The organism is Shinella pollutisoli (assembly GCF_024609765.1).
In the GTDB taxonomy this organism is placed as follows: Bacteria; Pseudomonadota; Alphaproteobacteria; order Rhizobiales; family Rhizobiaceae; genus Shinella; species Shinella pollutisoli.
The window spans coordinates 180,159-206,808 of sequence record NZ_JANFDG010000005.1; the positions used below are offsets into that span (position 1 = coordinate 180,159).

Genomic DNA, 26,650 nt, shown 5'->3' on the forward strand with positions numbered 1-26,650 from the left:
ATTCGGCCGAGGGGGCTTTTCCCCCTCATCCGGCCCTTCGGGCCACCTTCTCCCCAAGGGGAGAAGGAGAGCGGCACCGGCCTGCCTTTATCTGCGATAGCCCCGTTCGTCATGGCCTCAAGCCTTTTTCGCCTTCGGTGCCGCCTTAGGCTTGGCCGCGGCCTTCGGCTTCGCCGCCTTCGTCGTCTTCGCGGCCTTGGCCTTGGCGGGTGATTTCCCCGCCTTGCCGGCGATCAGCACCAGCGCCTCCTCCAGGGTGACGCCGTCGGCGTCCTTCCCCTTGGGCAGCGTGGCGTTCACCTTGCCCCAGTTGACATAGGGTCCGTAGCGCCCGTCGCGCACCGTCACCGGCCCGCCGTCGGGATGGTCGCCCAGCGTCTTCAGCGCCGCCGGCGCCGAACGGCCGCGTCCGCCGCCCTTCGATTTCTTCTCGGCGATGACCGTCACGGCGCGGTTGAGGCCGATCGAGAACACGTCCTCCACCGTCTCCAGGTTGGCATAGCCGCCGTCGTGCAGCAGGAAGGGGCCGTAGCGGCCGATGCCGGCGGAGATCATCTTGCCGGTCTCCGGATGCCGGCCGATGTCGCGCGGCAGCGAGAGCAGCGCCACCGCCTTCTCGTGGTCGATGCTCGCCGGCGCCCAGCCCTTCGGCAGGCTGGCACGCTTGGCCTCCTTGCCGTCGCCGCGCTGGACATAGGGGCCGAAGCGGCCGGTGCGCAGCGTGATCTCCTCGCCGGTATGCGGGTCCTTGCCGAGGTTTTGCGGCTCGGCGGCCGCCTGCGCCTCGCCGTTCGCCTCGGTGCCGAAGGGGCGGGTGTAGCGGCATTCCGGATAGTTCGAGCAGCCGATGAAGGCGCCGCTGCCGCGCCCGAGCTTCAGCGACAGCTTGCCCGTGCCGCAGGAGGGGCAGGCGCGCGGATCGCTGCCGTCCTCGCGCTTGGGGAAGATCAGCGGCGCGAGCTCGTCGTTCAGCGCGTCGAGCACATTGGTGACGCGCAGCTCCTTCGTGTCCTCGATCTGCGCGAAGAAATCCTTCCAGAAATCGCGCAGCACCTGCTTCCAGTCGAGCTCGCCGGCAGAAATCTTGTCGAGCTTCTCCTCCAGGTCGGCGGTGAAGTCGTATTCGACGTAGCGGGTGAAGAAGCTCTCGAGGAAAGCGGTGACGAGCCGGCCCTTGGCCTCCGGGATCAGCTTGCGCTTGTCGATGGTGATGTATTCGCGGTCGCGCAGCGTGGCGAGCGTCGCGGCGTAGGTCGAGGGGCGGCCGATGCCGAGCTCCTCCATCTTCTTGATCAGCGTGGCTTCGGAATAGCGCGGCGGCGGCTCGGTGAAGTGCTGGGTGGCGTTCACCTTCTCCTTGTCGAGCTTCTCCTTCGCGTTGATCTCCGGCAGGCGGCCGTCCTCGTCGCCATCGTCGGCCTGCTCGCCGTCCTCCTTCTGGTCGGTGTAGGCAGCGATGAAGCCGTCGAAGCGGATGACGGAGCCGGTGGCGCGCAGGCCGGCCTTGCGCCCGCCGTTGTCGGCGTCGATCTCGACGGTGGTGCGCTCGATCTCGGCCGACGCCATCTGGCTGGCGATGCCGCGCTTCCAGATGAGGTCGTAGAGCTTCAGCTGGTCGGCGTCCAGCGCGCGGCGCACCTGGTCGGGCGTGCGGTCGAAGGAGGTCGGGCGGATCGCCTCGTGGGCCTCCTGCGCGTTCTTCGCCTTGGTGGCGTAGAAGCGGGCCTTCTCCGGCACGTAGCGCGGGCCGAACTGCTCGGCGACGGCACGCCGCGCCGCCTCGATCGCCTCGGGCGCCATCTGCACGCCGTCGGTTCGCATATAGGTGATGAGGCCGACGGTCTCGCCGCCGATGTCGATGCCCTCGTAGAGCCGCTGCGCCACCTGCATGGTGCGCGACGCCGAGAAGCCGAGCTTGGAGGAGGCTGCCTGCTGCAGCGTGGAGGTGGTAAACGGCGGCGCCGGATTGCGCTTCGTCGGCTTCGCCTCGACGCTCTCGACGCGGTAGGCGGCGCCTTCGAGCAGCGCCTTGAGGCGGTTCGCCTCCTCGCCGTTGCCGATCGACTTGCCGGAAAGCCGCTTGCCCTCGGCCGAGACGAGACGGGCCTCGAAGACGTCGCCGCGCGGCGTCTTCAGCAGCGCCGAGAGGTTCCAGTATTCCTCCGAGACGAAGCGCTCGATCTCCGCCTCGCGGTCGCAGACGAGGCGCAGCGCCACCGACTGCACGCGGCCGGCCGAGCGCGCGCCCGGCAGCTTGCGCCAGAGCACCGGCGACAGGTTGAAGCCGACGAGATAGTCGAGCGCGCGGCGCGCGAGATACGCGTCGACCAGCGAGATGTCGATGTCGCGCGGGTTGCGCATGGCGTCGAGCACGGCCGCCTTGGTGATGGCGTTGAAGACGACGCGCTTGACCGGCTTGTCGCCGATCACCCGCTTCTTCTTCAGGAGGTCCAGCACATGCCAGGAGATCGCCTCGCCCTCGCGGTCGGGGTCGGTCGCGAGGATCAGGCCGTCGGAGGATTTCACCGCGTCGGCGATGTCCTTCATGCGCCTGGCGGACGCCCCGTCGACCTCCCAGGACATCTCGAAGTCCTCGTCGGGACGCACGGAGCCGTCCTTGGCGGGCAGGTCGCGCACATGGCCGAAGGAGGCGAGCACCGTGTAGCCCGGGCCGAGATACTTGTTGATCGTCTTGGCCTTGGCGGGCGATTCCACAACTACAACATTCATCGTCAATTCTCTGATGCCGGGCCGCAGCATTGGGGCAGGCGGCCGAAACAGGCGCGTTCCGCCGGAAATTCGTGCTCCCGACATGAACAGGGAAAGCGCGCCGGTCAAGAGGCAGGGGTGAAATTAACGCCTCTGCAACGCGATACAACCAAAGAGAGCTTCGCAAGTTGTTGCAATTTTAAATAAAGGATGTATCGTTTTTGTCGTGATGGAATTGCGCGCCGCGCGCGATCGAACCGCAGGTGCAACTCATGAATTCGAAATCGGCCATGCCCGTCCAATCCCCGAGCGGCACGCTGGACAACATCGTCTATGTCCGCAACATGCTCGGGGAGTTGCGCACCGTCGCCCACAACGAGGGCGCGGAGATGCTGGGCTACCTGATCGAGATGGCCTATGTCGAGGCGGGCGACATCCAGGCGGGGTTGCGGCCGCTGTCAGTCCGGCGCGCGGGAGACCGCGCCGCCGGCGTGCCGGTGAAGGCGCCCGGCAAGATCAAGCTCTAGCAGCACGAGATAGACCGTCGGCGCGGCGATGCCGGTGTGGCGGATGATGTCGTCGATATCGGTGGGGACGAGGTTCAGCGCGTCGACGACGCGCGCCCGCTCGTCCTCGCTCGGGGGCAGGGCGGCGAGCGGCGGCGGGCCGTCGTCCGGTTCGTCCGCCCCGGTGCGTGCCGCGACGAAGAGGTCCGGCTCGGCGAGCGGGCGCAGCGCCTCCAGCACGTCTTCCGCCCCCGTCACGATGGTCGCCCCCTCCTTCAGGAGCCCGTTCGTGCCCTCCGAGCGCGGGTCGAGCGGCGAGCCCGGCACGGCGAAGACGAGCCGGCCGAAATCCGCGGCGTTGCGCGCCGTGATCAGCGAGCCGGAACGCGTCGCCGCCTCCACCACGACGAGCCCGAGCGCCATGCCGGCGATCAGCCGGTTGCGGCGCGGGAAGTCGCGGGCGCGCGGCTCCCAGCCGAACGGCATCTCGCTGACGGCGAGCCCCTGGCCGTCGGCGATCTCCCGGAGAAGGTCGGCGTTTTCCGGCGGGTAGGGGCAGTCGAGCCCGCCGGCCATGGCGGCGATCGTGCCGGTGTCGAGGCTGGCGCGGTGGGCGGCCGTGTCGATGCCGCGGGCGAGGCCGGAGACGGTGGCATAGCCGGCGCGGCCGACGCCGCGGGCGATGAGCCCCGCGAACTTCATGCCGGAGACGGAGGCGTTGCGTGCGCCGACGATGCCGACGGCGGGTGCGGCCGCGACCGCGCGGTTGCCCATGACGGCAAGGAGCGGCGGCGCGCCGTAGATCTGGCGCAGCAGCGGCGGATAGTCCGGCTCGCCGATGCCGACGAAGGCGGCGCCGTGCCGGCGGGCGACCTCCAGCTCGCGCTCGGCATCGGCCATGCTGGCCACGCGGATGGCGCGCGCCGCGCCGCCGCGGCGGGAGAGCTCGGGCAGCATCGTGAGCGCCGTCTCGGCGCTGCCGAAATGGTTAATGAGGTCGCGGAAGGTGACCGGCCCGACATTGTCGCTGCGGATCAGGCGCAGCCAGGCGATCCGTTGTCGTTCCGAAAGCGCAATTCCCTGTTTCCTTGCGCCGTCGGTCATCGCTATCCCTTGTCGCCGATCCTGCTCTCGGTGCCGCCGAGAAGGCGGGTTATGTTCGCCCGGTGCTTCCACCAGGTGATTACGGTCAGGAGCGCGAAGACGAGCGCCGCCTTCTCGTGACCGAGAAACCACAATACAACCGGTGAGGCAGCCGTTGCAACCAGGGCGGACAGGGACGAATAGCGGCTGAGCCAGGCGACCGCGCCCCAGACGGCGGCGAAGACGGGCACCACCACCGGCACCAGCCCGAGCAGCACGCCGACATAGGTGGCGACCCCCTTGCCGCCCTTGAAGCCGAGCCAGACCGGGAAGAGGTGGCCGAGGAAGGTGGCGAAGCCCGCCGCGAGGCCGAGGTCGGGCGAGACGCGCGCGGCGATCGCGGCGGCCGCCGTGCCCTTCAGCGCGTCGAGCAGCAGCGTCGCGGCGGCGAGCTTCCTGTTGCCGGTGCGCAGCACGTTGGTCGCGCCGATATTGCCCGAGCCGATCTTGCGCACGTCGCCGAGGCCGGCGAGCCGCGTCAGGACGAGGCCGAACGGGATGGAGCCGAGGAGGTAGCCGAAGACGAGGGCGGCAAGCGTCGCCAGCGCGCCGGGCTGCCAGGTGAGGATTTCGGACACGTCAGTTCCCCCAGTTCGTCTTCCAGCTCATCCGCCGCAGCGCCCCTCATCCGCCTGCCGGCACCTTCTCCCCGAGGGAGAAGGGAAATGCGGCGCTGACGGTATTCCCCTTCTCCCTCGGGAAGAAGGCGGCCCGACAGGCCTACCCCAGCGAATGCACCCGCTTGCCGGCAACATAGGTGCTGACGGCACGCCCCGTAAAGCGGGCATCCTCGAAGGCGGTGTTCTTCGAGCGCGAGACGAAGGTGTCGCGCGTCGCAAGCCATGGCTCGTCGGGATCGATCAGCACGATGTCGGCCGCAGCCCCCGGCGCGAGCGTGCCGGCGTCGAGACCGAAGATCTTTGCGGGCCGCGTCGACAGCGCATCGACGAGCCGCATCAAGGGCACCTCGCCGCTGTGGTGCAGGCGGAGTGCCGCGGCGAGCATCGTCTCCAGCCCGATCGCCCCGTCGGCGGCGTCGGCGAAGGGCAGGCGCTTGGTGTCGACGTCCTGCGGGTCGTGCGAGGAGACGATGATGTCGATCGTCCCCTTCGCCAATGCGTCGACCATCGCCTTGCGGTCGTCCTCGCCGCGCAAGGGCGGCGAGAGCTTGAAGAAGGTGCGGTACTCGCCGATGTCGTTCTCGTTCAGCGTCAGGTGGTTGATCGAGATGCCGCAGGTGACGTTCGCCCCGCGCGCCCGGGCGATCTCGATGGCGTCCGCCGATTCCGGCACGGAGATCTGCGCGGCATGGTAGGCGGCCGTGGTCAGGCCGGCGATGCGGAGATCCCGTTCGAGCGGGATCAGCTCCGCCTCGCGCGGCGTGCCGGAGAGGCCGAGCCAGCTTGCAAGCAGCCCTTCGTTCATGACGCCGCCGGCGCCGAGGTGCTTGTCGCGCGTCTCCAGCGCGATGACGCCGCCGAAGGTGCGGGCATAGGTCATGGCGCGGCGCAGCACCTGCGCGTTGTGCACGGGGTGGCGGCCGTTGGTGAAGGCGACGGCGCCGGCCTCCTTGAGCAGGCCGAATTCCGTCATCTCCTCGCCGGCGAGACCCTTGGTCAGCGCTGCGGCCGGATGGATGTTGACGACCGCCTTGTCGCGCGCCGTCTTCAGCACGAACTCGACCAGCGCCACGTCGTCGATGACCGGATCGGTGTCCGGCATCATGATGAAGGAGGTGACGCCGCCCGCCGCCGCGGCGCGCGCGGCCGATTCGATCGTCTCGCGATGCTCGCCGCCCGGCTCGCCGACGAAGACGCGCGCGTCGACGAGGCCCGGCGCGGCGATCAGCCCGCGTCCGTCGACCACCTCGGCCCCTTCCGGCGCGCCCTGGTTCAGCGCGCCGGCGCCCGCGGCGGCGATCCGGCCGTTCTCGACGACGATGGCGCCCTTTTCATCGACGTTGCGCGACGGGTCGAGGATGCGGACGTTCTGGATGACGGTCGTGCGGCTCATGCGCGGGGCTCCCGGTTCTGCGAGAGAAGAAGCGTTTCCATCACGGCCATGCGCACGGCGACCCCCATCTCGACCTGCTGCTCGATCACGCTCTGCGGCCCGTCGGCGATCTCCGAGGCGATCTCGACGCCGCGGTTCATCGGGCCGGGATGCATGACCAGCGCATCCGCCTTCGCCGCTTTCAGCTTCTCCGCGTCGAGGCCGTAATAGTGGAAATATTCGCGCACCGAGGGCACGAAGGCGCCGGACATGCGCTCGCGCTGCAGGCGCAGCATCATCACCACGTCGGCGTCCTTCAGCCCCTCAGCCATCGAGTGGTAGACCTCGGCGCCCATCTCGGCGATGCCGGAGGGGAGCAGCGTCGGCGGCGCGACGACGCGCACGCGCGCGCCCATGGCGTTGAGCAGCAGGATGTTCGAGCGGGCGACGCGCGAATGCAAGACGTCGCCGCAGATCGCCACGATGATGCGCGAGAGCTTGCCCCGGGCCCGGCGGATCGTCAGCGCGTCGAGCAGCGCCTGGGTCGGATGCTCGTGCTGGCCGTCGCCGGCGTTCACCACCGCGCAGGAGACCTTTTGGGCGAGCAGGGCGGCGGCCCCGGCGGAGGAGTGGCGCACCACCAGAACGTCGGGGTGCATGGCGTTCAGCGTCATCGCCGTGTCGATCAGCGTCTCGCCCTTCTTCACCGAGGAATTGCCGACCGACATGTTCATCACGTCCGCGCCGAGACGCTTTCCGGCGAGCTCGAAGGAGGATTGCGTGCGCGTCGAGGCCTCGAAGAACAGGTTGATCTGGGTGAGGCCGCGCAGCGTCGAGGTCTTCTTCTCGCGCTGGCGGGAGATCTTCACGGCCTCGTCGGCCCGGTCGAGCAGGAGCGTGATGTCCTGCTCGGTCAGGCCCTTGATGCCGAGGAGGTGGCGATGCGGAAAGAGGTCCATGGGGCTCCGCCTCAACTGTCGTGGATATGCGGGCTTTCCTTAGAGCCTCGCTCCCGCCCCGGCAAGGAAAAGACGGGCCTTTCGCCGCATTCCCACGCTTTTCTGAGGCCGCCCGCGTCCCCCCGTTTCGTCCGCTCCGGAACTGGGCTAGAACCCCTCCATGACTCGCGACGCACGCACCGAACAGAAACTCGCCGATCTCAACCAGCCGCCGCTCTGGTCGGGCATCAACGCCTACCGCTCCGACCCGCTGCTGGTCGACGCCACAGACGCGATGCCGAAGGCGCTGCGCGACGAGTTCGACGCCATCGGCCGCTACGTCACCTCGCCGGAGGCGCAGGAGCTCGCCCGCATGGCCAACCACGGCGTGCCGGAGCTGCGCACCCACGGGCCGCGCGGCGAGCGCATCGACGTCGTCGATTTCCATCCCGCCTGGCATGCGCTGATGCGCCGCTCGATGGCAAGCGGCCTGCATTCCTCGCTGTGGGAGACCGTCGCCGACGAGAAGGGCAGGGCGCACAAGGCCCGCGCCGTGCGCTTCTACCTGACGGCCCAGCTCGAAAGCGGCCATCTCTGCCCGCTGACGATGACCAGCGCCTCGGTCGCCGCCCTTTCCGCCTCGCCGCAGGTGCAGCGCGAATGGGGCGGCAAGATCCTGTCGCGCAAATACGATTCGACCAACAAGCCGGCCATGCAGAAGAGCGCCGTCACCATCGGCATGGGCATGACGGAAAAGCAGGGCGGCACGGACGTCCGCGCCAATACCTCGACGGCCGAGCGCGTCGGCGAGGGCATCTATCGCCTTTCGGGCCACAAGTGGTTCATGTCGGCGCCGATGAGCGACGGCTTCGTCATGCTGGCGAAGACGCGCGAGGGCATGGGCTGTTTCCTCGTGCCGCGCCTCCTGGAGGACGGCTCGACCAACGGCCTGCGCTTCCAGCGCCTCAAGGACAAGATCGGCAACCGCTCGAACGCCTCCTCGGAAGTGGAGTTCTCCGACACCTTCGGCTTCCTGCTCGGCGCGCCGGACGCCGGCATCCGCACCATCCTCGACATGGTGACGCTGACGCGGCTCGACTGCGCGCTGGCCTCGGCCGGCATCATGCGCGCCTCGCTCGCTGAAGCCGTGCACCACACGCGCGGCCGGAACGTCTTCGGCAAGCCGCTCGTCGCCCAGCCGATCATGACGCGCGTGCTCGCCGACATGGCGCTCGACGTGGCCGGCGCCACGGCGCTCGCCTTCCGCCTCGCCGAGGCCTTCGACAAGGCGCGCGACAGCGCCGAGGACGCGGCCTACGCCCGCGTCATGACGCCCGTCACGAAATACTGGTGCTGCAAGATCGCGCCCGCCCTCATCTACGAGGCGATGGAGTGCATCGGCGGCAGCGGCTACGTCGAGGAACGGCCGATCGCCCGCCACTACCGCGAGGCCCCGGTCAACGCGATCTGGGAGGGTTCCGGCAACGTCATGGCGCTCGACGTGCTGCGCGTGCTCGGCCACGGCAAGGATCTGTTCGAGATCCTGTTTGCAGCGCTCGCCCGCGATCTCGGCCCGGCCGGCCGCAAGACGGTCGAGGTGCTGCGCGCCGCCCTTTCGCTCTGCGAGCGCGACGAGGGGGCGGCGCGCCTGCTGGTCGAGCAGCTCGCGCTCGCCGCCGCCGCCGCCGAGCTCTACCGGGCCGGGGCGGGCAGGGTGGCCGACGCCTTCCTCGAGACGCGGCTCGCGTCGGGCTGGCGCGCCACCTACGGCATGCTCGATTCGCGCTTCGATTCGGCCTACATCGTCGACCTGCTCTATCCGCCGGCGCGGTAGCTATCGCGCGTGGAATTACAAGCGTGCTTCTCGCCCCGTCTCCCCGGCGGGGAGAAGGGAACGGCGGCGCTGCATTTCCTGAATCCCCCAGTCCCCGTCGAAGGCTCGCCTGACGGTGGATATTAACCTTAACAAAGGGTTTACGTTGCGGAGGAAGGGTTAACGGGCCAAGTTGCGCTTCATGTTTCGTTAACCATGCAGCGAGTGCCCTATGGCCAGGACGGCCTGGATTTTGGTCATGACGACCCTATTTGCCTCTCTGGCGCTCGACATCGCCGTGCCGCTTGCGGTGCTTCTGGCGGGCGTCGTCGCGAGCGAGACGGTCTTCGTTGCCGGCGACCTTCTGCTCACCATGCGGAGGAGAGCGGCATGAAGTGGTTCCTGTCCCTCTGGGCGATGCCCGTGGCGCTCCTCGGCGGCTGGTACGGGCTTTCCTACTACGACATGAGCTTCGGCTTCTTCATGCTGACGCGCGACGCCCATGACCTGGTGTTCCAGATCTACGGCCATATCCTCGGCATCCCGCCGGAGGACCTGCCGCCGCTCGTCGCCCGCGCCATCGTCTTCGACAGCTTCCTGGTGCTCGCGCTCATGGCCTTCCGCCGCCGCCGCCGGATCGCCGCCTGGTGGCAGGCGCGCCGTCAGGCCTCCGAGGCCCTCGCCAGCGACGAGAGCCTGTCGAGCGCGCCCTGAAGGATGAAAGCGGCGGCGGCCGAATCGATCCGCTCCGCCCGCTTCCTGCGCGACACGTCCATCTCGATCAGCGTGCGCTCCGCCGCCACCGTCGACAGCCGCTCGTCCCAGTAGACGAAGGGTATGTCCGTCTTCTCCGCCATCGTGCGCACGAAGGCGCGCGTCGCCTGCACGCGCGGGCCGGACGAGCCGTCCATGTTGACGGGCAGGCCGATGACGAAGGCGGCGACCTTCTCCTTCGCGGCGAAGGAAAGCAGCGTCTCGGCGTCCTGCGTGAACTTCACCCGCTTCAGCACCGGCCGTGGCGTGGCGAGCCTCCGGCCGAGGTCGGAGACGGCAAGCCCGATGGTCTTGGTGCCGAGGTCGAGGCCGGCGACCGGCTGGCCGGGCAGGAGGGTTTGCGAAAGCTCTTCCAGCGTCAGTGTCGCCATGGAGATCCCCTCAGCGCTTGCGGACGAATTCCGTGCGCAGCACCAGCCCCTTGATGGTCTCGTGCCGGCAGTCGATCTCCTCCGGATTGTCGGTGAGGCGGATCGAGCGGATCACGGTGCCCTGCTTCAGCGTCTGCCCGGCGCCCTTCACCTTGAGATCCTTCACCAGCACGACCGAATCGCCGTCGGCGAGCACGTTGCCGGCCGCGTCGTGCACGACGTTGGCAGCGGCCTTTTCCGCCGCGATTTCGGAGGCCGGCCGCCATTCGCCGGTCGCTTCGTCGTAGATATAGTCGTCGTCGCTCATGGCGGCTCCTTCAAGCTGGGACATTAGCCGCTTATAACGATCCCACGACGGATGGAAACGGCCTTCGCCGCTTCTATATCGCGCCAAAGGACCAAACGGGAGAACAAGCATGAAAATCACCTGGCTCGGCCATTCCGCCTTCCGCATCGAGACGGCGAAGGCGAGGATCCTCATCGACCCGTTCTTCACCGGAAACCCCGCCTTCGACGAATCGACCCGTAAGGACGCCGCGGCGGGCCTCACCCACGTCCTCCTGACCCATGGCCACGGCGACCACGTCGGCGACACGATCGCCATCGCCAGGGAGACGGGCGCGACGGTGCTGGCGAACGCTGATCTCGCCGCTTGGCTCGGCTCGAAGGGCGTCGGCACCGTCGACATGGGCAATACCGGCGGCACCGTGCATTACGACGGCTTCTCCGTCACCTTCGTCAACGCGCTCCATTCCTCCGCGCAGATCACCGAGGACGGCGTCTCCCATTCGCTCGGCAACGCCAACGGCCTCGTGCTGCATGTCGAGGACGAGCCGACGCTCTACCACATGGGCGACACCGACATCTTCTCCGACATGGGCCTCATCAACGAGCTGCACCAGCCCGACATCGGCCTCGTGCCGATCGGCGACCGCTTCACCATGGGCGGCGCGGTGGCGGCACTCGCCTGCCGCCGCTTCTTCCAGTTCTCGACGGTGATCCCCTGCCACTACGGCTCCTTCGGCATCATCGAGAAGACCGCCGACACCTTCCTCGCCGCCATGGACGGCCAGTCCTCGATTGTGGAGGTTCCGCGCGTCGGCGACGTCGTCGTGCGCTGAAATCCGGACAGCACGCGCAAACCGGGCCTGCACCCGGTTGCGCCCCTCCGGCTTGGTCAGTATAGCGGAGGGGTATTTCTGACCGGAGACGCCCCATGTCCGTAGATATCGCCACCGTGAAGCGCGTCGCGCGCCTTGCCCGCATCGCCGTCAGCGAGGAAGAGGCAAACCGCATGACCGGCGAGCTGAACGGCATCCTCGGCTTCGTCGAGCAACTGTCCGAGGTGGACGTCGCGGGCGTCGAGCCGATGACCTCCGTCACGCCGATGGCGATGAAGAAGCGCGAGGACGCCGTCACCGACGGCGACAAGGCCGACGACATCGTCGCCAACGCGCCGGCCTCCGACCGCAACTTCTTCCTGGTTCCCAAGGTGGTCGAGTAACACCGTCCGCCCGCCGTCCGAACCGCCCGTATCCGAAAGACGTCCTCCATGACCGACCTGACCCGCCTCACCATCGCCGAAGCGCGCGAAAAACTCGCCGCGAAGGAATTTTCCGCCGCCGAGCTGACCGACGCCTATCTCGCCGCGATCGAGGCCGCCAACCCGGCGATCAACGCCTATGTCACCGTCACCGCCGACAAGGCGCGCGCGATGGCGAAGGCCTCCGACGCCCGCATCGCCGCCGGCAAGGCCGGCGCGCTGGAGGGCATCCCGCTCGGCATCAAGGACCTGTTCGGCACCGAGGGCGTCCACACCCAGGCCTGCAGCCACATCCTCGACGGCTTCAGGCCGCGTTACGAATCGACCGTCACGCAGAACCTCTGGAACGACGGCGCGGTGATGCTCGGCAAGCTCAACATGGACGAGTTCGCCATGGGCTCCTCCAACGAGACCTCTTATTACGGCCCCGTGAAGAACCCGTGGCGCGCCAAGGGCTCCAATGCCGACCTAGTGCCGGGCGGCTCCTCCGGCGGCTCGGCGGCCGCCGTCGCCGCCTTCCTCTGCGCCGGCGCGACCGCGACCGACACCGGCGGCTCGATCCGCCAGCCCGCCGCCTTCACCGGCACCGTCGGCATCAAGCCGACCTACGGCCGCTGCTCCCGCTTCGGCGTCGTCGCCTTCGCCTCCTCGCTCGACCAGGCCGGCCCCATCGCCCGCGACGTGCGCGACGCGGCGATCCTGCTCAGGTCCATGGCGAGCGTCGACGACAAGGACACGACCTCCGTCGACCTGCCGGTGCCGGACTACGAGGCGGCACTCGGCCAGTCGCTGAAGGGCATGAAGATCGGCATCCCCAAGGAATACCGCGTCGACGGCATGCCCGAGGAGATCGAGGCGCTCTGGCAGCAGGGCATCGCCTGGCTGAAGGACGCCGGCGCGGAGATCGTCGACATCACCCTGCCGCACACGAAATACGCGCTGCCGGCCTATTACATCGTCGCGCCCGCGGAAGCCTCCTCGAACCTCGCCCGCTACGACGGCGTGCGCTACGGGCTGCGCGTCGACGGCAAGGACATCGTCGACATGTACGAGAAGACCCGCGCCGCCGGCTTTGGCACCGAGGTCAAGCGCCGCATCCTGATCGGCACCTACGTGCTCTCGGCCGGCTACTACGACGCCTATTACCTCCGGGCGCAGAAGGTGCGCACGCTGATCAAGCGCGACTTCGAGCTCGCCTTCCAGGCCGGTGTCGACGCGATCCTGACGCCGGCCACCCCGTCGTCGGCCTTCGGCATCGCCGACGAGGACCTCGCCGCCGATCCGGTGAAGATGTATCTCAATGACATCTTCACGGTGACGGTGAACATGGCCGGCCTGCCGGGCCTGTCGGTTCCCGCCGGCCTCGACCATAAGGGCCTGCCGCTCGGCCTCCAGCTCATCGGCAAGCCCTTCGAGGAGGAGACCCTCTTCAGGACCGCCCACGTCATCGAGCAGGCCGCCGGCCGCTTCTCGCCGACGAAGTGGTGGTAGGCATTGTGCTTGTGATACCCCCCCCTCTGGCCGGCAGGCCAGAGGGGGGTAGCTCGCGCAATCCACAATCATTTCGATTCGTCTCACTCGCCACGGCGGCGTGACGGTGCTTTGATGCTTCCGCCATGATCACCGTCCGCAACGCCCGCGAAGAGGACATCCCGCTGCTCGTCGACATCGGCGTGGCGGCCTGGGCGCAGGCCGCGACGGGCCTTGCCGACCTCTCGACGCTGCGCGAGAACGCCCGCATCGCCTTCCAGCAGTTCCTCGTCGCGCACTGGCTGCGGGCGATCGTCGCCGAGCAGGCGGGGGCGGTCGTCGGCTGGGCGGCGCGCGAGGCGCTGGACGACGAGATCACCGACCTCTGGGTCGATCCCGCCCGGCAGCGGCAGGGGGCCGGCACGGCGCTGGTCGCAGCCCTTGAGGCGGAGATCGCCGCCGCCGGCTTCGAGGCCGCGCGCCTCCAGACCCATGCGCGCAACGACCGCGCGGTCGGCTTCTTCCGCAACCGCGGCTACGGCGTGCACTGGCTCTCGGTCGCCTATGCCGCCCGCCTCGACCGCGACGTCGAATCGGTCGGCCTGAGGAAGCAACTCGTCGCCGACGAACCGCTCGGATACGGGCCGGGCGGCTTCTGAGAGGAGGCGGGCGCGCCGCCCCCTCCCGAAGCGGTCAGCGGTTGTCGGCCTGGGCGCGGACGAGCTCCAGCCCGCGGCCGGTGATGCGATAGGGCCTGCCCCCGCTGGAGGCGATGCAGCCGCGCCGCTTCAGCTTGCGGAAGAGCGGGATGTCCAGCCCGCCCGTGCGCCAGCCGTCCCGCGTGATGCAGGCGACGGCGACGATCCTGCGGTTCTCGCCCCTTTCGATGTCGATCCTGCCGCCCTGGGCGAGCAGGTGGAGAATGCGCTGTTCCGCGCGTGAGATGTCCATTGTTCCGGAAACCTGTCTGGCGTTCGCATGAACGCGAAAAAACGGTCCGCCACCCGGGGGTGGCAGGGTTCATCGTTTTTCCGACCCCGCGCGCAAAAGGATGCGGGCAGGGTCCTCAGCGGGTCTCCGACTGGTGTGACATCCAGACTCCATGAAGGACATGCCTTCATAGGCGCAGGCGGGCAGGGCGGTCAATGCTTCGCCCCGAAGCCTTGCACGGGCGGGCCATATGTTCTACCGAGACAGGCAAATCCGAAGCTTTTCCAACGAGCATCCCATGACCATCGTCGACGTCCGCACCCCCGATCCGAAACGCTTGATCCCCGGCGCCACCGGCGAGTGGGAGGTGATCGTCGGCATGGAGGTGCACGCCCAGGTGCTGTCCCGGTCCAAGCTGTTCTCCGGCGCCTCGACGGAATTCGGCAAGGCGCCGAACGCTAACGTCTCGCTGGTCGACGCGGCAATGCCGGGCATGCTGCCGGTCATCAACATCGAGTGCGTGCGCCAGGCGGTCCGCACCGGCCTTGGCCTGAAAGCGCAGATCAACAAGCGCTCGGTCTTCGACCGCAAGAACTATTTCTACCCGGACCTGCCGCAGGGCTACCAGATCTCGCAGTACAAGGACCCGATCGTCGGGGAGGGCAAGATCGTCATCTCGCTCGGCCCCGACCGGCAGGGCAATTTCGAGGACATCGAGATCGGCATCGAGCGCCTGCACCTGGAGCAGGACGCCGGCAAGTCGATGCACGACCAGCATCCGACCATGTCCTATGTCGACCTCAACCGCTCGGGCGTGGCGCTGATGGAGATCGTCTCCAAGCCGGACATGCGCTCCTCCGACGAGGCCAAGGCCTACATGACGAAGCTGCGCTCGATCGTGCGCTACCTCGGCACCTGCGACGGCAACATGGACGAGGGCTCGATGCGCGCCGACGTCAACGTCTCCGTGCGCCGGCCGGGCGAGCCCTTCGGCACGCGCTGCGAGATCAAGAACGTCAACTCCATCCGCTTCATCGGCCAGGCGATCGAATACGAGGCCCGCCGCCAGATCGGCATCCTGGAAGACGGCGGCGTCATCGACCAGGAGACGCGCCTCTTCGACCCCAACAAGGGCGAGACCCGCTCCATGCGTTCCAAGGAGGACGCGCACGACTACCGCTATTTCCCCGATCCGGACCTCCTGCCGCTCGAATTCGACGACGCTTTCGTCGCGGAGCTTGCAGCACACCTGCCGGAGCTGCCGGACGACAAGAAGGAGCGCTTCATCCGCGAGCTCGGCCTCTCGGTCTACGACGCCTCCGTGCTCGTCTCGGAAAAGGCGATCGCCGACTATTTCGAGGCGCTGGCGGCCGGCCGCGACGGCAAGGCGGCGGCGAACTGGGTCATCAACGACCTCATGGGCGCCTTGAACAAGGCCGGCAAAGCCATTGAGGAGACTCCGGTTTCGCCCGCCCAGCTCGGCGAGATCATCGACCTCATCAAGGACGGCACGATCTCGGGCAAGATCGCCAAGGACCTCTTCGAGATCGTCTGGAACGAGGGCGGGAAGCCCTCCGGGATCGTCGAGGCGCGGGGCCTCAAGCAGGTGACGGACACCGGGGCCATCGAGAAGGCCGTCGACGAGATCATCGCCGCCAACCCGGACCAGGTCGAGAAGGTCAAGGCCAAGCCCAACCTCGCCGGCTGGTTCGTCGGCCAGGTGATGAAGGCGACCGGTGGCAAGGCCAACCCGCAGGCCGTGCAGGCGCTCGTCAAGGCGAAGCTCGGGTTGGAAGACTGACGCAATTCCAGGAAAAGTGCGAAGCGGTTTTCCGTCCGGAATTGCATCGAAAGGAAAGGAGCTTCCCGTGTTCTTCGTCCGCACGGCCTCGGAGCGGGATCTCGCGGCCGTCAGCGCGCTGCTTACCGAGACGTGGCACGCGTCCTTCGACGCGCTCTACGGCGCCGACACGGTCGCCGAGGTCTCGGCGCGCTGGCATTCGGTGCCGGCCTTGAAGGCGCGGCTCGAACGCAGGGACAGCGAGTTCGTCGTCGCCGACGACGGCCGCACGCTTGCCGGCATGGGCTATGCGGCGCTGTCGAAGGAGCGGCCGACGCTGGCGCTCCTGCACCAGCTCTACGTCCTGCCGCGCCACCAGCGCCAAGGCATCGGCCGCGACCTCTTCGCCGAGCTGGAGACCTGCTTTCCCGACGCCACCGCCATGCAGCTCGAGGTCGATCCGCGCAACGCCGCGGCGATCGCCTTCTATACGGCGCACGGCTTCGTCAGGGTGGGCGAGACGCGGCATACGGTGGACATCGTCTCCGGCCTGCCGCTCCACGTCTACGAAAAGCCGCTCGGCGGCTGAGCGCGGCGAAAAGCCCCGGGGAAGCTGCGGGAATCTCTGGACATTCCGGTGCTTGCGCGCCATAAGCGGAAACGACCATCGGTCCCCTGCAAGGACGACATCCATGAACCTTCTCAAGCAGATCTTCACCTGGTGGAACGGTCAGACGATCGGCACCCGCTTCCACACCTGGCGCGTCGGCACCAAGGTCGGCGAGGACGAATTCGGCAACGTCTACTATCAGGGCGGCAAGGATTCCGAGGGCCGCACCCGCCGCTGGGTGATCTACAACGGCTATGCCGAGGCCTCGAAGATCCCGCCGGGCTGGCACGGCTGGATGCATCACCGCACCGACGTCTCGCCCGCCGACGAGGCCTACAAGGCCCGCGAATGGCAGAAGCCGCACCGCCCGAACCCGACCGGCACGGCGCAGGCCTACCGCCCGCCGGGCTCGATCGCCGCCGCCGGCGAGCGCCCGCGCGTGACGGGCGACTACGACGCCTGGACGCCCGGCGGCTGAAGCGATTCCGGCAAAGGTGCGAAGCGGTCTTGCGTCCGCAATTGCGTGAAACGAAAGACACCGATTTGGCCACAATTCGCCGGTAGCCCGAGGGCGCCGGCCGCGTGCCGGACACGGATCGCAGGAGACGGCTTCATGACATTTGGGATTTTCTCGGCGACGGCCGGACGGCGGCTTCTTCCGGCGGCCTGTCTCGCGCTCGCGGCGCTTGCGGGCTCCGCCCATGCCGCGCGGATCGAAAATCCCGTCGCCGTCTTCTCCGGCATCGACAAGATCACCGGCCGCATCACCAATTTCGACGTCTATATCGGCGAGACCGTGCAGTTCGGCGCGCTGCAGGTGACGCCGCGCGTCTGCTACAGCCGCGACGAGACCGAGGCGCAGAAGGTGACGACCTTCGTCGAGGTCGACGAGATCACGCTCGACCGGAAGATCCGCCGCATCTTCACGGGCTGGATGTTCGCCGACAGCCCCGGCCTCAACGCCGTCGAGCACCCCGTCTACGACGTCTGGCTGATCGAGTGCAAGGCGAAGTCCGACGTGCCGCCGCCGGAAAACGAATAAGGGTTTGATTGCCCCTCATCCGGCTGCCGCCACCTTCTCCCCGCAAGCGGGACGAAGGGACTTTGCCGTAATGTTTTCCCAAATCAGGAAACCCTCGCCACATCCCCTTCTCCCCGCAAGCGGGGAGAAGGTGGCGGCAGCCGGATGAGGGGCCTTCACACGCTCAGAACGGCAGATGCGGCGAGGCCACGGCCCGCGCCAGCATGTCCTCGTAGTCCGCCTTCGGCACGTCGATCGCGCCGAAGGTCTTCAGGTGCTCCGTCGTGAACTGCGTGTCGAGCAGCCGGAAACCGTTCGCCTTCAGCCGCTCCACCAGGTGCACGAGGCAGATCTTCGAGGCGTCGGTGCGGCGCGAGAACATGCTCTCGCCGAAGAAGGCGGCGCCGAGCGACACGCCGTAGAGCCCGCCGACCAGTTCGTCCCCCGCCCAGGCCTCGACCGAATGGGCATGGCCCATGCGGTGCAGCGTCGAATAGAGCGCGCGGATCTTGCCGTTGATCCAGGTCGTCGGCCGGCCGGGCGCGGGCTCGGCGCAGGCCGCGATCACCGTGTCGAAAGCGGTGTCGAAGCGGATGTCGAAGGGTTTTCTGCGGATGGTCTTCGCCAGGCTGCGCGGGACGTGGAAGGTGTCGAGCGGGATGATGCCGCGCATGTCCGGCTCGACCCAGAAGAGCTCCGGGTCGTCCGCCGAATCGGCCATCGGGAAGAGGCCGATGGAATAGGCGCGCAGCAGCAGCTCCGGCGTGATCTCGGTGTTCCGGCTGCGCCGTCCCGCCATGGCGACCGGCGCCTCCTCAGGCGTCGGTCTTGGCCAGATAATCCTCCAGCCAGTGGATGTCGTAGTCGCCGTTGGCGATGTCCTGGTTGCCGATCAGGTCCTGGAACAGCGGCAGCGTCGTCTTGATGCCGTCGATGACGAACTCGTCAAGGACCCGGCGCAGCCGCATCATGCATTCCACGCGCGTGCGCCCGTGCACGATCAGCTTGCCGATCAGGCTGTCGTAGTAGGGCGGGATGCGGTAGCCCTGATAGGCGCCCGAATCGACGCGCACGCCGAGCCCGCCCGGCGCATGGAAATGCGTGATCGTGCCGGGCGAGGGCACGAAGGTGCGCGGGTCCTCGGCATTGATGCGGCACTCGATGGCGTGGCCGGAGAAGACGACGTCCTCCTGCCGCACGGAAAGGCCGGCGCCGGAGGCGACGCGGATCTGCTCGTGCACGAGGTCGATGCCGGTGATCGCCTCGGTGATCGGATGCTCGACCTGCAGGCGCGTGTTCATCTCGATGAAATAGAACTCGCCGTTCTCGTAGAGGAACTCGATCGTGCCGGCGCCGCGGTATTTCAGCTTCTTCATCGCGTCGGCGCAGATCTTGCCGATCTTCATGCGCTGCTCGACGTTGAGGGCGGGCGAGTTCGCCTCCTCCCAGACCTTCTGGTGGCGGCGCTGCAAGGAGCAGTCGCGCTCGCCGAGATGGATGGCGTCGCCTTCGCCGTCGCCGACCACCTGCACCTCGATGTGGCGCGGCTTGCCGAGATACTTCTCCATGTAGACGGCGTCGTTGCCGAAGGCGGCGAGCGCCTCGGAACGGGCGGTGGAGACCGCCTCGTCGAGATCGGCCTCGGTCTTCGCCACCTTCATACCACGTCCGCCGCCGCCGGCGGTGGCCTTGATCAGCACCGGGAAGCCGATCTTGCGGGCGACTTCGAGCGCGTTGTCCGGCTTCACCTCGCCGTCGGAACCGGGCACGACCGGGATGCCGAGCTCTTCGGCCGTCTTCTTGGCGGTGATCTTGTCGCCCATGATGCGGATGTGCTCCGCCGTCGGGCCGATGAAGGTGATTCCGTGCGCGTCGAGGATCTCCGCGAATTTGGCGTTCTCCGACAGGAAGCCGTAGCCCGGATGCACGGCGTCGGCGCCGGTGATCTCGCAGGCCGCGACGATCTGGTGGATGTTGAGGTAGCTGTCGCGCGAGGGCGGCGGGCCGATGCACACGCTCTCGTCGGCGAGGCGGACGTGCATGGCGTCGGCATCCGCCGTCGAATGCACGGCAACCGTGGCGATGCCCAGCTCCTTGCAGGCCCGAAGGACCCGGAGCGCGATCTCGCCGCGATTGGCAATCAGGATTTTGGAGATCATCTGGCCCGCCTTATTCGATGATGACCAGCGGCTCGCCGTATTCGACCGGCGCGGCATCCCCGACGAGGATCTCCGTCACCTTGCCGGAGCGCGGCGCCGGGATCTGGTTCATCGTCTTCATGGCCTCGATGATGAGGATCGTCTGGCCTTCCTTGACCGTGGAGCCGACCTCGACGAAGGGGCGCGCACCCGGAGCGGGCGAGAGATAGGCGGTGCCCACCATCGGCGCCGTCACGGCGTTCTTGTTGGAGCGGGCGTCGGCGACGGGCGCTGCGGCGGCGGCCGCGGGCGCGGCCGCAAACTGCGCAGCGGCCGGCGGGGCGACCGGCGCCTGCACGTATTGCGGCGTTCCGGCGCGCGAGACGCGGATGCGCAGGTCGTCCTGCTCCACTTCGATCTCGGTCAGGTCGGTCTCGTTGAGGATGTTGGCGAGATCGCGGATCAGGGCCTGATCGATGCCTTGTTTCTTGTCAGCCATGGAAGTGAGCCTCGGGGTCTTGTTGTTATGTCGTTATGGATGAAAGCGCGTTGAGCGCCAGGATGTAGCTCGTCGCGCCGAAGCCGCAGATGACGCCCTTGACGGCGGGGGCGATCATCGACCTGTGGCGGAATTCCTCGCGGGCGTGCACGTTGGAAAGGTGCAGCTCCACGACGGGGATCCTTATGGCGCGGATGGCGTCGTGCAGCGCCACGGACGTATGCGTGTAGGCGCCGGCGTTGATGGCGATGCCGGCGGCGGTGTCGCCGGCCTCGTGGATCCAGTCGACCAGATCGCCTTCGTGATTGGACTGGCGGAAATCGACGGCAAAGCCCAGCCGCTCGCCCTCGGCCCGGCAGAGCGCCTCGATATCGGCGAGCGTCTGCCCGCCATAGATGCCGGGCTCGCGTTTGCCGAGTGCGTTCAGGTTGGGGCCGTTGAGCACGAAGAAGGTGGATGCCATTCGAAAGTCCGCATGCTGGATGGACGAGTACCTATAGACCGGCGATTCCCGCAGGGAAAGCCCCAAGCGGGCGCAAGGCGCGGGTCCATGGGTCCGCTGTCCACAAGCCGCGGAGGCTGAACACCGGCGATATGGCAGGAAGATGGCGGCTCAGCAGGTCGCCTTGCCGCAGGAGCGCACGTTGGCGATCTTCGCCTCCAGGTCGTCCGCGCCGACGGCGCCGAACACCGTCTCGCGGGCGATCACGTAGGAGGGCGTGCCGGTGATGCCGAGGTCGTTGGCGAGTGAATAGGCCTCGCGCACGGCGTCGTCGTGCGGCTTGTCGGCCATCGTCTTGCGGATGTCCTCCTCCTTGAGGCCGAGCTCGACGGCGACCGCGATGGCGCTCTCCTCGGTCGCCCGGCCGTCGCTGCCGAGCAGCTTGCGGTGGAAGTCGCCGTATTTTTCCGGCGCGAGATCGCGCACGGCGGCGCTCACCTTGTGGGCGGCGAGCGAATCGGGACCGAGGATCGGCAGTTCCTTCAGCACGAAGCGCACGTTCTTGTCGGAGGCGATGATCGCGTCCATGTCGGAAAGCGCGCGGCGGCAGTAGCCGCAATTGTAGTCGAAGAACTCGACCACGGTGACGTCGCCGTCCGGATTGCCGAGCGCGATGTCGTGGTCGGAGGAGAAGATCGCCGTCTCGTTGTCGGTGATCGCCTGGACGGCCTTCACCTGCTGTGCCTCCTGCTGCTTGCGCTGCAGCGCCTCCTGCACGTCGAGGAGGATTTCGGGGTTCTCGAGCAGGTATTCGCGGATGAACGCGCCGAATTCCTTCTTCTGGGCGTCGTCGAGGGCGAGCGCGGGGAGGGGGGCTGCGAATGCGATGCCGAGCGCGACGGAGGCCGCCAGCGAAGTCCTGAATGTCATGTCCGTTTCCGTTCCCTCGGTGAGGCGTTTCGCGCCCGATTGTCATGTCCCGCGCGCGGCGTCAAGGACGAGCTTAGGGACGCTCCGGCGGAAAGGACAGGGCAAAAGCGGCGGATTTTCGGCCCTCGCGGGATTGTGAACGGGGGAGCGTTGGCGCTAGGAGGAGGCTTCCTGCAAGCGGAGCGAAGCCCATGAAACTCTCCCGACGCGGCGCCGTCGAACCCTTCCACGCCATGGACGTGCTGGCGGAGGCGACGCGGCGGCGTGCCGCCGGCAGGCCGGTGATCTCCATGGCGGTCGGCCAGCCGGTGCATCCCGCGCCGAAGGCGGCGCTCGCCGCCGCGCGTGCGGCGCTCGATACGGGCCGGATCGGCTACACCGATTCGCTCGGCCTGCCGTCGCTGCGCAGGGCGATCGCCGGTTTCTACCGCGACCGGCACGGCGTCTCCGTCGATCCGGCCCGCATCGCCGTCACCACCGGCTCGTCGGCCGGCTTCAACCTCGCCTTCCTCGCCCTCTTCGACGCCGGCGACCGGGTGGCGATCGCGCGGCCCGGCTATCCGGCCTACCGCAACATCCTCGCCGCCCTCGGCATCGAGACGGTGGAGATCGAGGTGAGCCGCGACAACGGCTTCACGCTGGCGCCCGCCGCCCTCGAGGCGGCGGCCGCCGAGCACGGCCGCATCGACGGCGTGCTGCTCGCAAGCCCCGCCAACCCGACCGGCACCGTGACCGGCCGGCAAGACCTCGCGGCGCTTTCCGCCTGGTGCCGCGACAACGGCGTCGCCTTCATCTCCGACGAGATCTACCACGGCCTCGCCTTCGTCGGCGAGGAGGCGACGGCGCTGGAGTTCGGCGCGGACGCCGTCGTCATCAACTCCTTCTCCAAATACCATTGCATGACCGGCTGGCGCGTCGGCTGGATGGTGCTGCCGGACGCTTTGGTGCGCCCGGTCGAGCGCATCGCCCAGAGCCTCTACATCTCCGCGCCGGAACTATCGCAGATCGCGGCGGAGGCCGCGCTCGGCGCGACGGAGGAGCTCGACGCCCACCGCGACGCCTACCGCCGCAACCGCGACCTTCTCGCCGAACGCCTGCCGGCGCTCGGCTTTTCCGTGGCCTCGCCGATGGACGGCGCCTTCTACGCCTATGTCGACGTCTCCCGCTTCACCAACGACAGCATGGATTTCGCCCGGCGCATGCTCGCCGAGATCGACGTCGCCGCCACCCCCGGCCTCGACTTCGACCCCGTCGACGGCCGGCACACGATGCGCTTCTCCTATGCCGGGTCCTACGAGGAGATGGTGACGGCGACGGAGCGGATCGGGGCGTGGCTGGGCTGAGGGCGGGATTGCATAAGGGCGCGCGCCCCTCATCCGGCCTGCCGGCCACCTTCTCCCCGCGGGCGGGGAGAAGGAAGGAAGCCGCATCGTTTTCCCGGGTTATCGCCGTTCGCGGGCAGGTCCTCTCTCCCCACTTGCGGGGAGAGCGACTGCCTTGAATTGCAAGCCAAGAAAGGGCTTAGGAACGAGGAGTTTGTAGAGAGTTTCGGTGTCCCATCCTTGCGCATAGCGGGCTTGGCCCCCGGCCGGAGCTTGGCCCAAGCGACTGTACGGGCTTGGGAAATCCCGGCGGGTGTCCCTTGCTCTCCCACGAACTTGAAGTTCTTGGAGTTGTCGGGCTTGGTCGCGAACCTTCCCGGACCGGCCAGTCCGGGAAGCAAATTCCAAGTTACAAGGGTTAGGATTGGGGGTAAATTCCACATCGTTTTCCCGGCCGCCACCGCTTCACGGAACAGGTTCCTCTCCCGCTCGCGGGGAGAGGGGCAGGGTGAGGGCGGATTCCATAGGCGACCGCCCGGCAGGGCACAGCCAACAAACGAAAGGCCCGGCATCGCTGCCGGGCCTTCTTCATTTCCGAATGTCCTGCGGCTCAGAAGAAGCCGCGGCGCTGCCACCAGCCGCCGCGCTTCGGCTTCTCGGGCTCGTTCTCCGGCTCGCCTTCCTTGACGGCCGAGGACTTGACCACCGGCTCGGAGGCGATGCGCGACAGGTCGCGGTTGCCGCGGACGGGCTTCTCCGGCTCGTCGAGGTCGGCAGCGGCCGTCTCGACGGCGGGCTCGGCCGGGATTTCCGCCACCTCTTCGACGGGCGCCGCCTCGATCTCGGCGCGCACGGCCTCGTCGGTCGGCACCTCTTCGGCGACGCTCTCCTCGGCCGCGGCCTTGCGGCTGCGGCGCGCGCGCTTCGGCTTGGCGGGCGCTTCCTCCGCTTCGGCCTCGGCGACGACCGGCGCCTCGCCGGCCTCTTCTTCCGTCACCGAGACGATGGCGGCGGCCTCTTCCTCGTCGTCGCCTTCGTCGTCGTCATCATCCGCGGCGCCATCCTCGCCGGCGGCGTCCAGTGCCTCGTCGGCCCGGTTGCGGCGGCCGCCACGCTTGCCGCGGCGGCGGCGCTTGCGGCGCGGCTCGTCCGAATCGCCGGCCTCGGCCGCGGCCGGCGATTCCGCCTCGTCCCCGCCATTGCCGTCCGCTCCGTCGTCTTCCTCCAGGGTGTCCTCGTCGCCCGGCAGTTCGCCGCCGAAGGAGGCCGTGTCGGTGCCTTCGCCGTTCTCGCGGCCGCGGCCGCGACGGCGGCGGCGGCGCTTGCGCTTGCGGCCGTTCTCGTCCGAAGTGCCGTTCGCCTGCGCGGCGGCAGCAGCCGGACGGGCTTCGCCCTCGTCCTCGTCGAACTCCTCCTCGATGACGACGTCGTCCTCTTCCGGCTCGGGCTCGAAGTGCAGGATCTGCTCGATCTTGACCGGGTTTTCCACCGGCTCGCCGCGGTCGACCGCGAAATGCTGCGCGCCGATATGGGCGTCGGCCTCGATGATGATGCGCACGCCGAAGCGGGCCTCGTAGTCGACGATCGTGCCGCGCTTGTGGTTGAGCAGGTAGAGCGCGATGTCGGGCGTCGCGCGCACGGTGATGTTGTGCGTCGTGTTCTTGAGCAGGTATTCCTCGACGCCGCGCAGCACGTGCAGCGCCACCGACGACTGCGAGCGGATGTGGCCCGTGCCGTTGCAGTGCGGGCAGGTCTGCATGGTCGATTCGAGCACCGAGGCGCGGATGCGCTGGCGCGACATCTCGAGCAGGCCGAAATGCGAGATGCGGCCGACCTGGATGCGGGCGCGGTCGTTCTTGAGATGGTCCTTGAGGCGTTTCTCGACGGCGCGGTTGTTGCGCTTCTCCTCCATGTCGATGAAGTCGATGACGACGAGGCCGGCGAGGTCGCGCAGGCGGAGCTGGCGCGCCACTTCCTCGGCCGCCTCCAGGTTCGTCTGCAGCGCGGTCTCCTCGATGGAGTGCTCGCGCGTCGAGCGGCCGGAGTTGACGTCGATCGAGACGAGCGCCTCGGTCTGGTTGATGATGATGTAGCCGCCGGATTTCAGCGTCACCTGCGGCTGCAGCATGCGGTCGAGCTGCGCCTCGATGCCGGAGCGCGAGAAGATCGGATGCACGTCGCGATAGGGCTGCACGACCTTCGCGTGGCTCGGCATCAGCATCTTCATGAAGGCTTTCGCCTCCTTGTAGCCTTCCTCGCCGGCGACGACGATCTCGCTGATGTCCTTGTTGTAGAGGTCGCGGATCGAGCGCTTGATCAGCGAGCCTTCCTCGTAGACGAGGCAGGGCGCGGTCGACGACAGCGTCAGCGTGCGGACGTTCTCCCACAGGCGCATCAGGTATTCGAAGTCGCGCTTGATCTCGACCTTGGTGCGGTTGGCGCCGGCCGTGCGCAGGATGACGCCCATGCCCTGCGGCACGTCGAGCTCGCGGGCGATCTCCTTCAGCCGCTTGCGGTCCTGCAGGTTGGTGATCTTGCGGGAGATGCCGCCGCCGCGCGCCGTGTTCGGCATCAGCACCGAGTAGCGGCCGGCGAGCGACAGATAGGTGGTGAGCGCCGCCCCCTTGTTGCCGCGCTCCTCCTTGGCGACCTGCACGAGCAGGATCTGCCGGCGCTTGATGACTTCCTGGATGCGGTACTGCTTGCGCGGCTTGCGGATGACGCGGTCCGGAACCTCTTCCATCGCGTCCTCGGCGCCGACCGATTCGATGACTTCCTTCTCCTCGCCGTGATCGTCGTCATCGTCGTCGTCGCGCCGGCGGCGGCCGCGCTTGCGCTCGGCGGGTTCGGAAATCTCGTCCGTGTCGACGGCCATGGCCATCGCGCCGCCGGGCGTGTCGTCCTCGCCGCCCTCGGCGGCGGCCTCCGTGGCCTCGGGCGCGTCCTCGGCCTTGGCCTTCGCCTTGCGGGTGCGGCGCGGCTTCTTCGGCTTCTCGGCAGGCGCCTCCTCGGCGAGGTCGGCGGCGGCTTCCGCGACCTCGGCCTCGGGTGCGGCCTCGACCGGGGCCTCCTCGACGGCGGCCTCGGCCGCAGCGGCGGGCGCCTCGTCCGCGCCCGCGAGATCGCGCGCCGTCTCGACCGGCTCGACGTCGTCGTCGCCGCGGCGATGCTCCTCGGCTTCCGCCTTCAGGAGCGCCTGCCGGTCGGCGAGCGGGATCTGGTAGTAGTCGGGGTGGATTTCGGCGAAGGCCAGGAAGCCGTGGCGGTTGCCGCCGTAGTCGACGAAGGCCGCCTGCAGCGACGGCTCGACGCGCGTGACCTTGGCAAGGTAGATGTTGCCGCGGATCTGCTTCTTGTATTGGGATTCGAAGTCGAATTCTTCTATGCGGTTCCCGCGTACGACGACAACCCGCGTCTCCTCTGCGTGAGACGCATCGATAAGCATTTTCTCTGCCATTTAGATTGTGCTCCTCGACGCAAGGCCGCTCCGTCTGGCGAACGGTCCCTTGAGAAGGACGTGCCGAAAGAGGAGGGGGTTGCGCCGGATATGTAAAGTCCCGTCCGGTGCGGTTGGGCGGGCAGCGGCCAGACAGAGGCCGGGATGTCATCCCGGTGCCTGTTATCCTCTGGGAAAATCCGCTGCGACAACATCAACGTCCAAACGAGAATGCCAATGCCATAGACCTGTCGGTCCGATGAGTTTGCCCCGCATGGGGCGA

Annotated in this window: 27 protein-coding genes; 13 read left to right on the top strand and 14 right to left on the bottom strand. The window is 68.0% G+C overall.

Annotated elements, in window-relative coordinates:
- Nucleotides 1-117: 117 nt before the first annotated feature.
- On the bottom strand, nucleotides 118-2,730 hold the full coding sequence (gene topA / locus NNZ72_RS06180) for a type I DNA topoisomerase (RefSeq protein ID WP_257314116.1): 2,613 nt from the start codon (nucleotides 2,728-2,730) through the stop codon (nucleotides 118-120).
- 269 nt (nucleotides 2,731-2,999) lie between these two features.
- Between topA and NNZ72_RS06185 the strand changes: the two genes are divergently transcribed.
- Complete coding sequence (locus tag NNZ72_RS06185; RefSeq protein ID WP_306766210.1) at nucleotides 3,000-3,236, top strand: hypothetical protein; 237 nt, start codon at nucleotides 3,000-3,002, stop codon at nucleotides 3,234-3,236.
- Here the strand turns inward: NNZ72_RS06185 and dprA are convergent.
- From dprA to NNZ72_RS06205, 4 genes are all read right to left on the bottom strand, one after another.
- Entirely contained in the window at nucleotides 3,168-4,319 is a 1,152-nt protein-coding gene (gene dprA, locus NNZ72_RS06190) for a DNA-processing protein DprA (protein ID WP_257314122.1), read from the bottom strand. The genes NNZ72_RS06185 and dprA overlap by 69 nt on opposite strands.
- 2 nt (nucleotides 4,320-4,321) lie before the next feature.
- The gene (gene plsY, locus NNZ72_RS06195) at nucleotides 4,322-4,936 is read right to left on the bottom strand and encodes a glycerol-3-phosphate 1-O-acyltransferase PlsY (RefSeq protein WP_371747727.1); all 615 of its coding nucleotides are present in this window, start codon (nucleotides 4,934-4,936) and stop codon (nucleotides 4,322-4,324) included.
- Nucleotides 4,937-5,078: 142 nt separating this feature from the next.
- The gene (locus NNZ72_RS06200; protein ID WP_257314125.1) at nucleotides 5,079-6,371 is read right to left on the bottom strand and encodes a dihydroorotase; all 1,293 of its coding nucleotides are present in this window, start codon (nucleotides 6,369-6,371) and stop codon (nucleotides 5,079-5,081) included.
- Nucleotides 6,368-7,309 (bottom strand): aspartate carbamoyltransferase catalytic subunit, encoded by a 942-nt coding sequence (locus NNZ72_RS06205; RefSeq protein ID WP_257314128.1) that lies wholly within the window; start codon nucleotides 7,307-7,309, stop codon nucleotides 6,368-6,370. Before NNZ72_RS06205 ends, NNZ72_RS06200 begins: the two co-directional genes overlap by 4 nt.
- A gap of 160 nt (nucleotides 7,310-7,469) precedes the next feature.
- Here NNZ72_RS06205 and NNZ72_RS06210 point away from each other — a divergent pair, with 160 nt between their 5' ends.
- The 3 genes from NNZ72_RS06210 (at nucleotide 7,470) to NNZ72_RS06220 (ending at nucleotide 9,815) form a co-directional block, all read left to right on the top strand.
- Nucleotides 7,470-9,122 carry an acyl-CoA dehydrogenase family protein gene (locus tag NNZ72_RS06210; RefSeq protein WP_257314131.1) on the top strand — a complete coding sequence of 551 codons (1,653 nt, stop codon included), beginning with the start codon at nucleotides 7,470-7,472 and terminating at the stop codon, nucleotides 9,120-9,122.
- A gap of 238 nt (nucleotides 9,123-9,360) precedes the next feature.
- Nucleotides 9,361-9,495 carry a hypothetical protein gene (locus NNZ72_RS06215; RefSeq protein ID WP_257314134.1) on the top strand — a complete coding sequence of 45 codons (135 nt, stop codon included), beginning with the start codon at nucleotides 9,361-9,363 and terminating at the stop codon, nucleotides 9,493-9,495.
- Complete coding sequence (locus NNZ72_RS06220; protein WP_257314136.1) at nucleotides 9,492-9,815, top strand: DUF6105 family protein; 324 nt, start codon at nucleotides 9,492-9,494, stop codon at nucleotides 9,813-9,815. Before NNZ72_RS06215 ends, NNZ72_RS06220 begins: the two co-directional genes overlap by 4 nt.
- Here NNZ72_RS06220 and ruvX read toward each other — a convergent pair.
- Together ruvX and NNZ72_RS06230 are read right to left on the bottom strand one after the other, a co-directional pair.
- Nucleotides 9,764-10,246, bottom strand: a complete 483-nt coding sequence (gene ruvX / locus NNZ72_RS06225; protein ID WP_257314139.1) for a Holliday junction resolvase RuvX — start codon at nucleotides 10,244-10,246, stop codon at nucleotides 9,764-9,766. The two genes, NNZ72_RS06220 and ruvX, sit on opposite strands and share 52 nt — an antisense overlap.
- 10 nt (nucleotides 10,247-10,256) lie before the next feature.
- Nucleotides 10,257-10,553: an alkylphosphonate utilization protein gene (locus tag NNZ72_RS06230; RefSeq protein ID WP_257314142.1), complete on the bottom strand. Its 297-nt coding sequence runs from the start codon at nucleotides 10,551-10,553 to the stop codon at nucleotides 10,257-10,259.
- A gap of 109 nt (nucleotides 10,554-10,662) precedes the next feature.
- Between NNZ72_RS06230 and NNZ72_RS06235 the strand changes: the two genes are divergently transcribed.
- The 4 genes from NNZ72_RS06235 (at nucleotide 10,663) to NNZ72_RS06250 (ending at nucleotide 13,918) form a co-directional block, all read left to right on the top strand.
- Complete coding sequence (locus NNZ72_RS06235) at nucleotides 10,663-11,367, top strand: metal-dependent hydrolase (protein WP_257314145.1); 705 nt, start codon at nucleotides 10,663-10,665, stop codon at nucleotides 11,365-11,367.
- A gap of 95 nt (nucleotides 11,368-11,462) precedes the next feature.
- Complete coding sequence (gene gatC, locus NNZ72_RS06240) at nucleotides 11,463-11,750, top strand: Asp-tRNA(Asn)/Glu-tRNA(Gln) amidotransferase subunit GatC (protein WP_257314150.1); 288 nt, start codon at nucleotides 11,463-11,465, stop codon at nucleotides 11,748-11,750.
- Nucleotides 11,751-11,798: 48 nt separating this feature from the next.
- Nucleotides 11,799-13,280 (top strand): Asp-tRNA(Asn)/Glu-tRNA(Gln) amidotransferase subunit GatA, encoded by a 1,482-nt coding sequence (gene gatA / locus NNZ72_RS06245; RefSeq protein WP_257314153.1) that lies wholly within the window; start codon nucleotides 11,799-11,801, stop codon nucleotides 13,278-13,280.
- Nucleotides 13,281-13,405: 125 nt separating this feature from the next.
- Complete coding sequence (locus tag NNZ72_RS06250; protein ID WP_257314156.1) at nucleotides 13,406-13,918, top strand: GNAT family N-acetyltransferase; 513 nt, start codon at nucleotides 13,406-13,408, stop codon at nucleotides 13,916-13,918.
- 34 nt (nucleotides 13,919-13,952) lie between these two features.
- On the opposite strand, the gene NNZ72_RS06255 is transcribed toward NNZ72_RS06250, so the two are convergent.
- Nucleotides 13,953-14,210 (bottom strand): YjhX family toxin, encoded by a 258-nt coding sequence (locus NNZ72_RS06255; RefSeq protein ID WP_257314159.1) that lies wholly within the window; start codon nucleotides 14,208-14,210, stop codon nucleotides 13,953-13,955.
- 277 nt (nucleotides 14,211-14,487) lie between these two features.
- Here NNZ72_RS06255 and gatB point away from each other — a divergent pair, with 277 nt between their 5' ends.
- From gatB to NNZ72_RS06275, 4 genes are all read left to right on the top strand, one after another.
- Nucleotides 14,488-15,990, top strand: a complete 1,503-nt coding sequence (gatB, locus tag NNZ72_RS06260; protein ID WP_257314162.1) for an Asp-tRNA(Asn)/Glu-tRNA(Gln) amidotransferase subunit GatB — start codon at nucleotides 14,488-14,490, stop codon at nucleotides 15,988-15,990.
- A 67-nt stretch (nucleotides 15,991-16,057) separates the two neighbouring features.
- Complete coding sequence (locus NNZ72_RS06265; protein ID WP_257314164.1) at nucleotides 16,058-16,558, top strand: GNAT family N-acetyltransferase; 501 nt, start codon at nucleotides 16,058-16,060, stop codon at nucleotides 16,556-16,558.
- Between the two features lie 103 nt (nucleotides 16,559-16,661).
- Nucleotides 16,662-17,057 carry an NADH:ubiquinone oxidoreductase subunit NDUFA12 gene (locus NNZ72_RS06270; protein WP_257314167.1) on the top strand — a complete coding sequence of 132 codons (396 nt, stop codon included), beginning with the start codon at nucleotides 16,662-16,664 and terminating at the stop codon, nucleotides 17,055-17,057.
- Between the two features lie 135 nt (nucleotides 17,058-17,192).
- A complete protein-coding gene (locus NNZ72_RS06275) occupies nucleotides 17,193-17,621 on the top strand; it encodes a DUF2155 domain-containing protein (RefSeq protein WP_257314170.1) in 429 nt (142 codons plus the stop codon).
- 163 nt (nucleotides 17,622-17,784) lie between these two features.
- Here NNZ72_RS06275 and aat read toward each other — a convergent pair whose 3' ends face one another.
- From aat to NNZ72_RS06300, 5 genes are all read right to left on the bottom strand, one after another.
- Complete coding sequence (gene aat / locus NNZ72_RS06280; protein WP_257314173.1) at nucleotides 17,785-18,399, bottom strand: leucyl/phenylalanyl-tRNA--protein transferase; 615 nt, start codon at nucleotides 18,397-18,399, stop codon at nucleotides 17,785-17,787.
- A gap of 16 nt (nucleotides 18,400-18,415) precedes the next feature.
- Complete coding sequence (gene accC / locus NNZ72_RS06285) at nucleotides 18,416-19,759, bottom strand: acetyl-CoA carboxylase biotin carboxylase subunit (protein WP_257314175.1); 1,344 nt, start codon at nucleotides 19,757-19,759, stop codon at nucleotides 18,416-18,418.
- Between the two features lie 10 nt (nucleotides 19,760-19,769).
- Nucleotides 19,770-20,237 (bottom strand): acetyl-CoA carboxylase biotin carboxyl carrier protein, encoded by a 468-nt coding sequence (accB, locus tag NNZ72_RS06290; protein ID WP_257314177.1) that lies wholly within the window; start codon nucleotides 20,235-20,237, stop codon nucleotides 19,770-19,772.
- A 25-nt stretch (nucleotides 20,238-20,262) separates the two neighbouring features.
- Nucleotides 20,263-20,700: a type II 3-dehydroquinate dehydratase gene (gene aroQ / locus NNZ72_RS06295; RefSeq protein ID WP_257314179.1), complete on the bottom strand. Its 438-nt coding sequence runs from the start codon at nucleotides 20,698-20,700 to the stop codon at nucleotides 20,263-20,265.
- A 150-nt stretch (nucleotides 20,701-20,850) separates the two neighbouring features.
- On the bottom strand, nucleotides 20,851-21,609 hold the full coding sequence (locus NNZ72_RS06300; RefSeq protein ID WP_257314181.1) for a DsbA family protein: 759 nt from the start codon (nucleotides 21,607-21,609) through the stop codon (nucleotides 20,851-20,853).
- A 191-nt stretch (nucleotides 21,610-21,800) separates the two neighbouring features.
- Between NNZ72_RS06300 and NNZ72_RS06305 the strand changes: the two genes are divergently transcribed.
- Nucleotides 21,801-22,952, top strand: a complete 1,152-nt coding sequence (locus NNZ72_RS06305) for a pyridoxal phosphate-dependent aminotransferase (RefSeq protein ID WP_257314184.1) — start codon at nucleotides 21,801-21,803, stop codon at nucleotides 22,950-22,952.
- 589 nt (nucleotides 22,953-23,541) lie between these two features.
- Here NNZ72_RS06305 and NNZ72_RS06310 read toward each other — a convergent pair.
- A complete protein-coding gene (locus NNZ72_RS06310) occupies nucleotides 23,542-26,388 on the bottom strand; it encodes an Rne/Rng family ribonuclease (protein ID WP_257314186.1) in 2,847 nt (948 codons plus the stop codon).
- Nucleotides 26,389-26,650 lie beyond the last annotated feature (262 nt).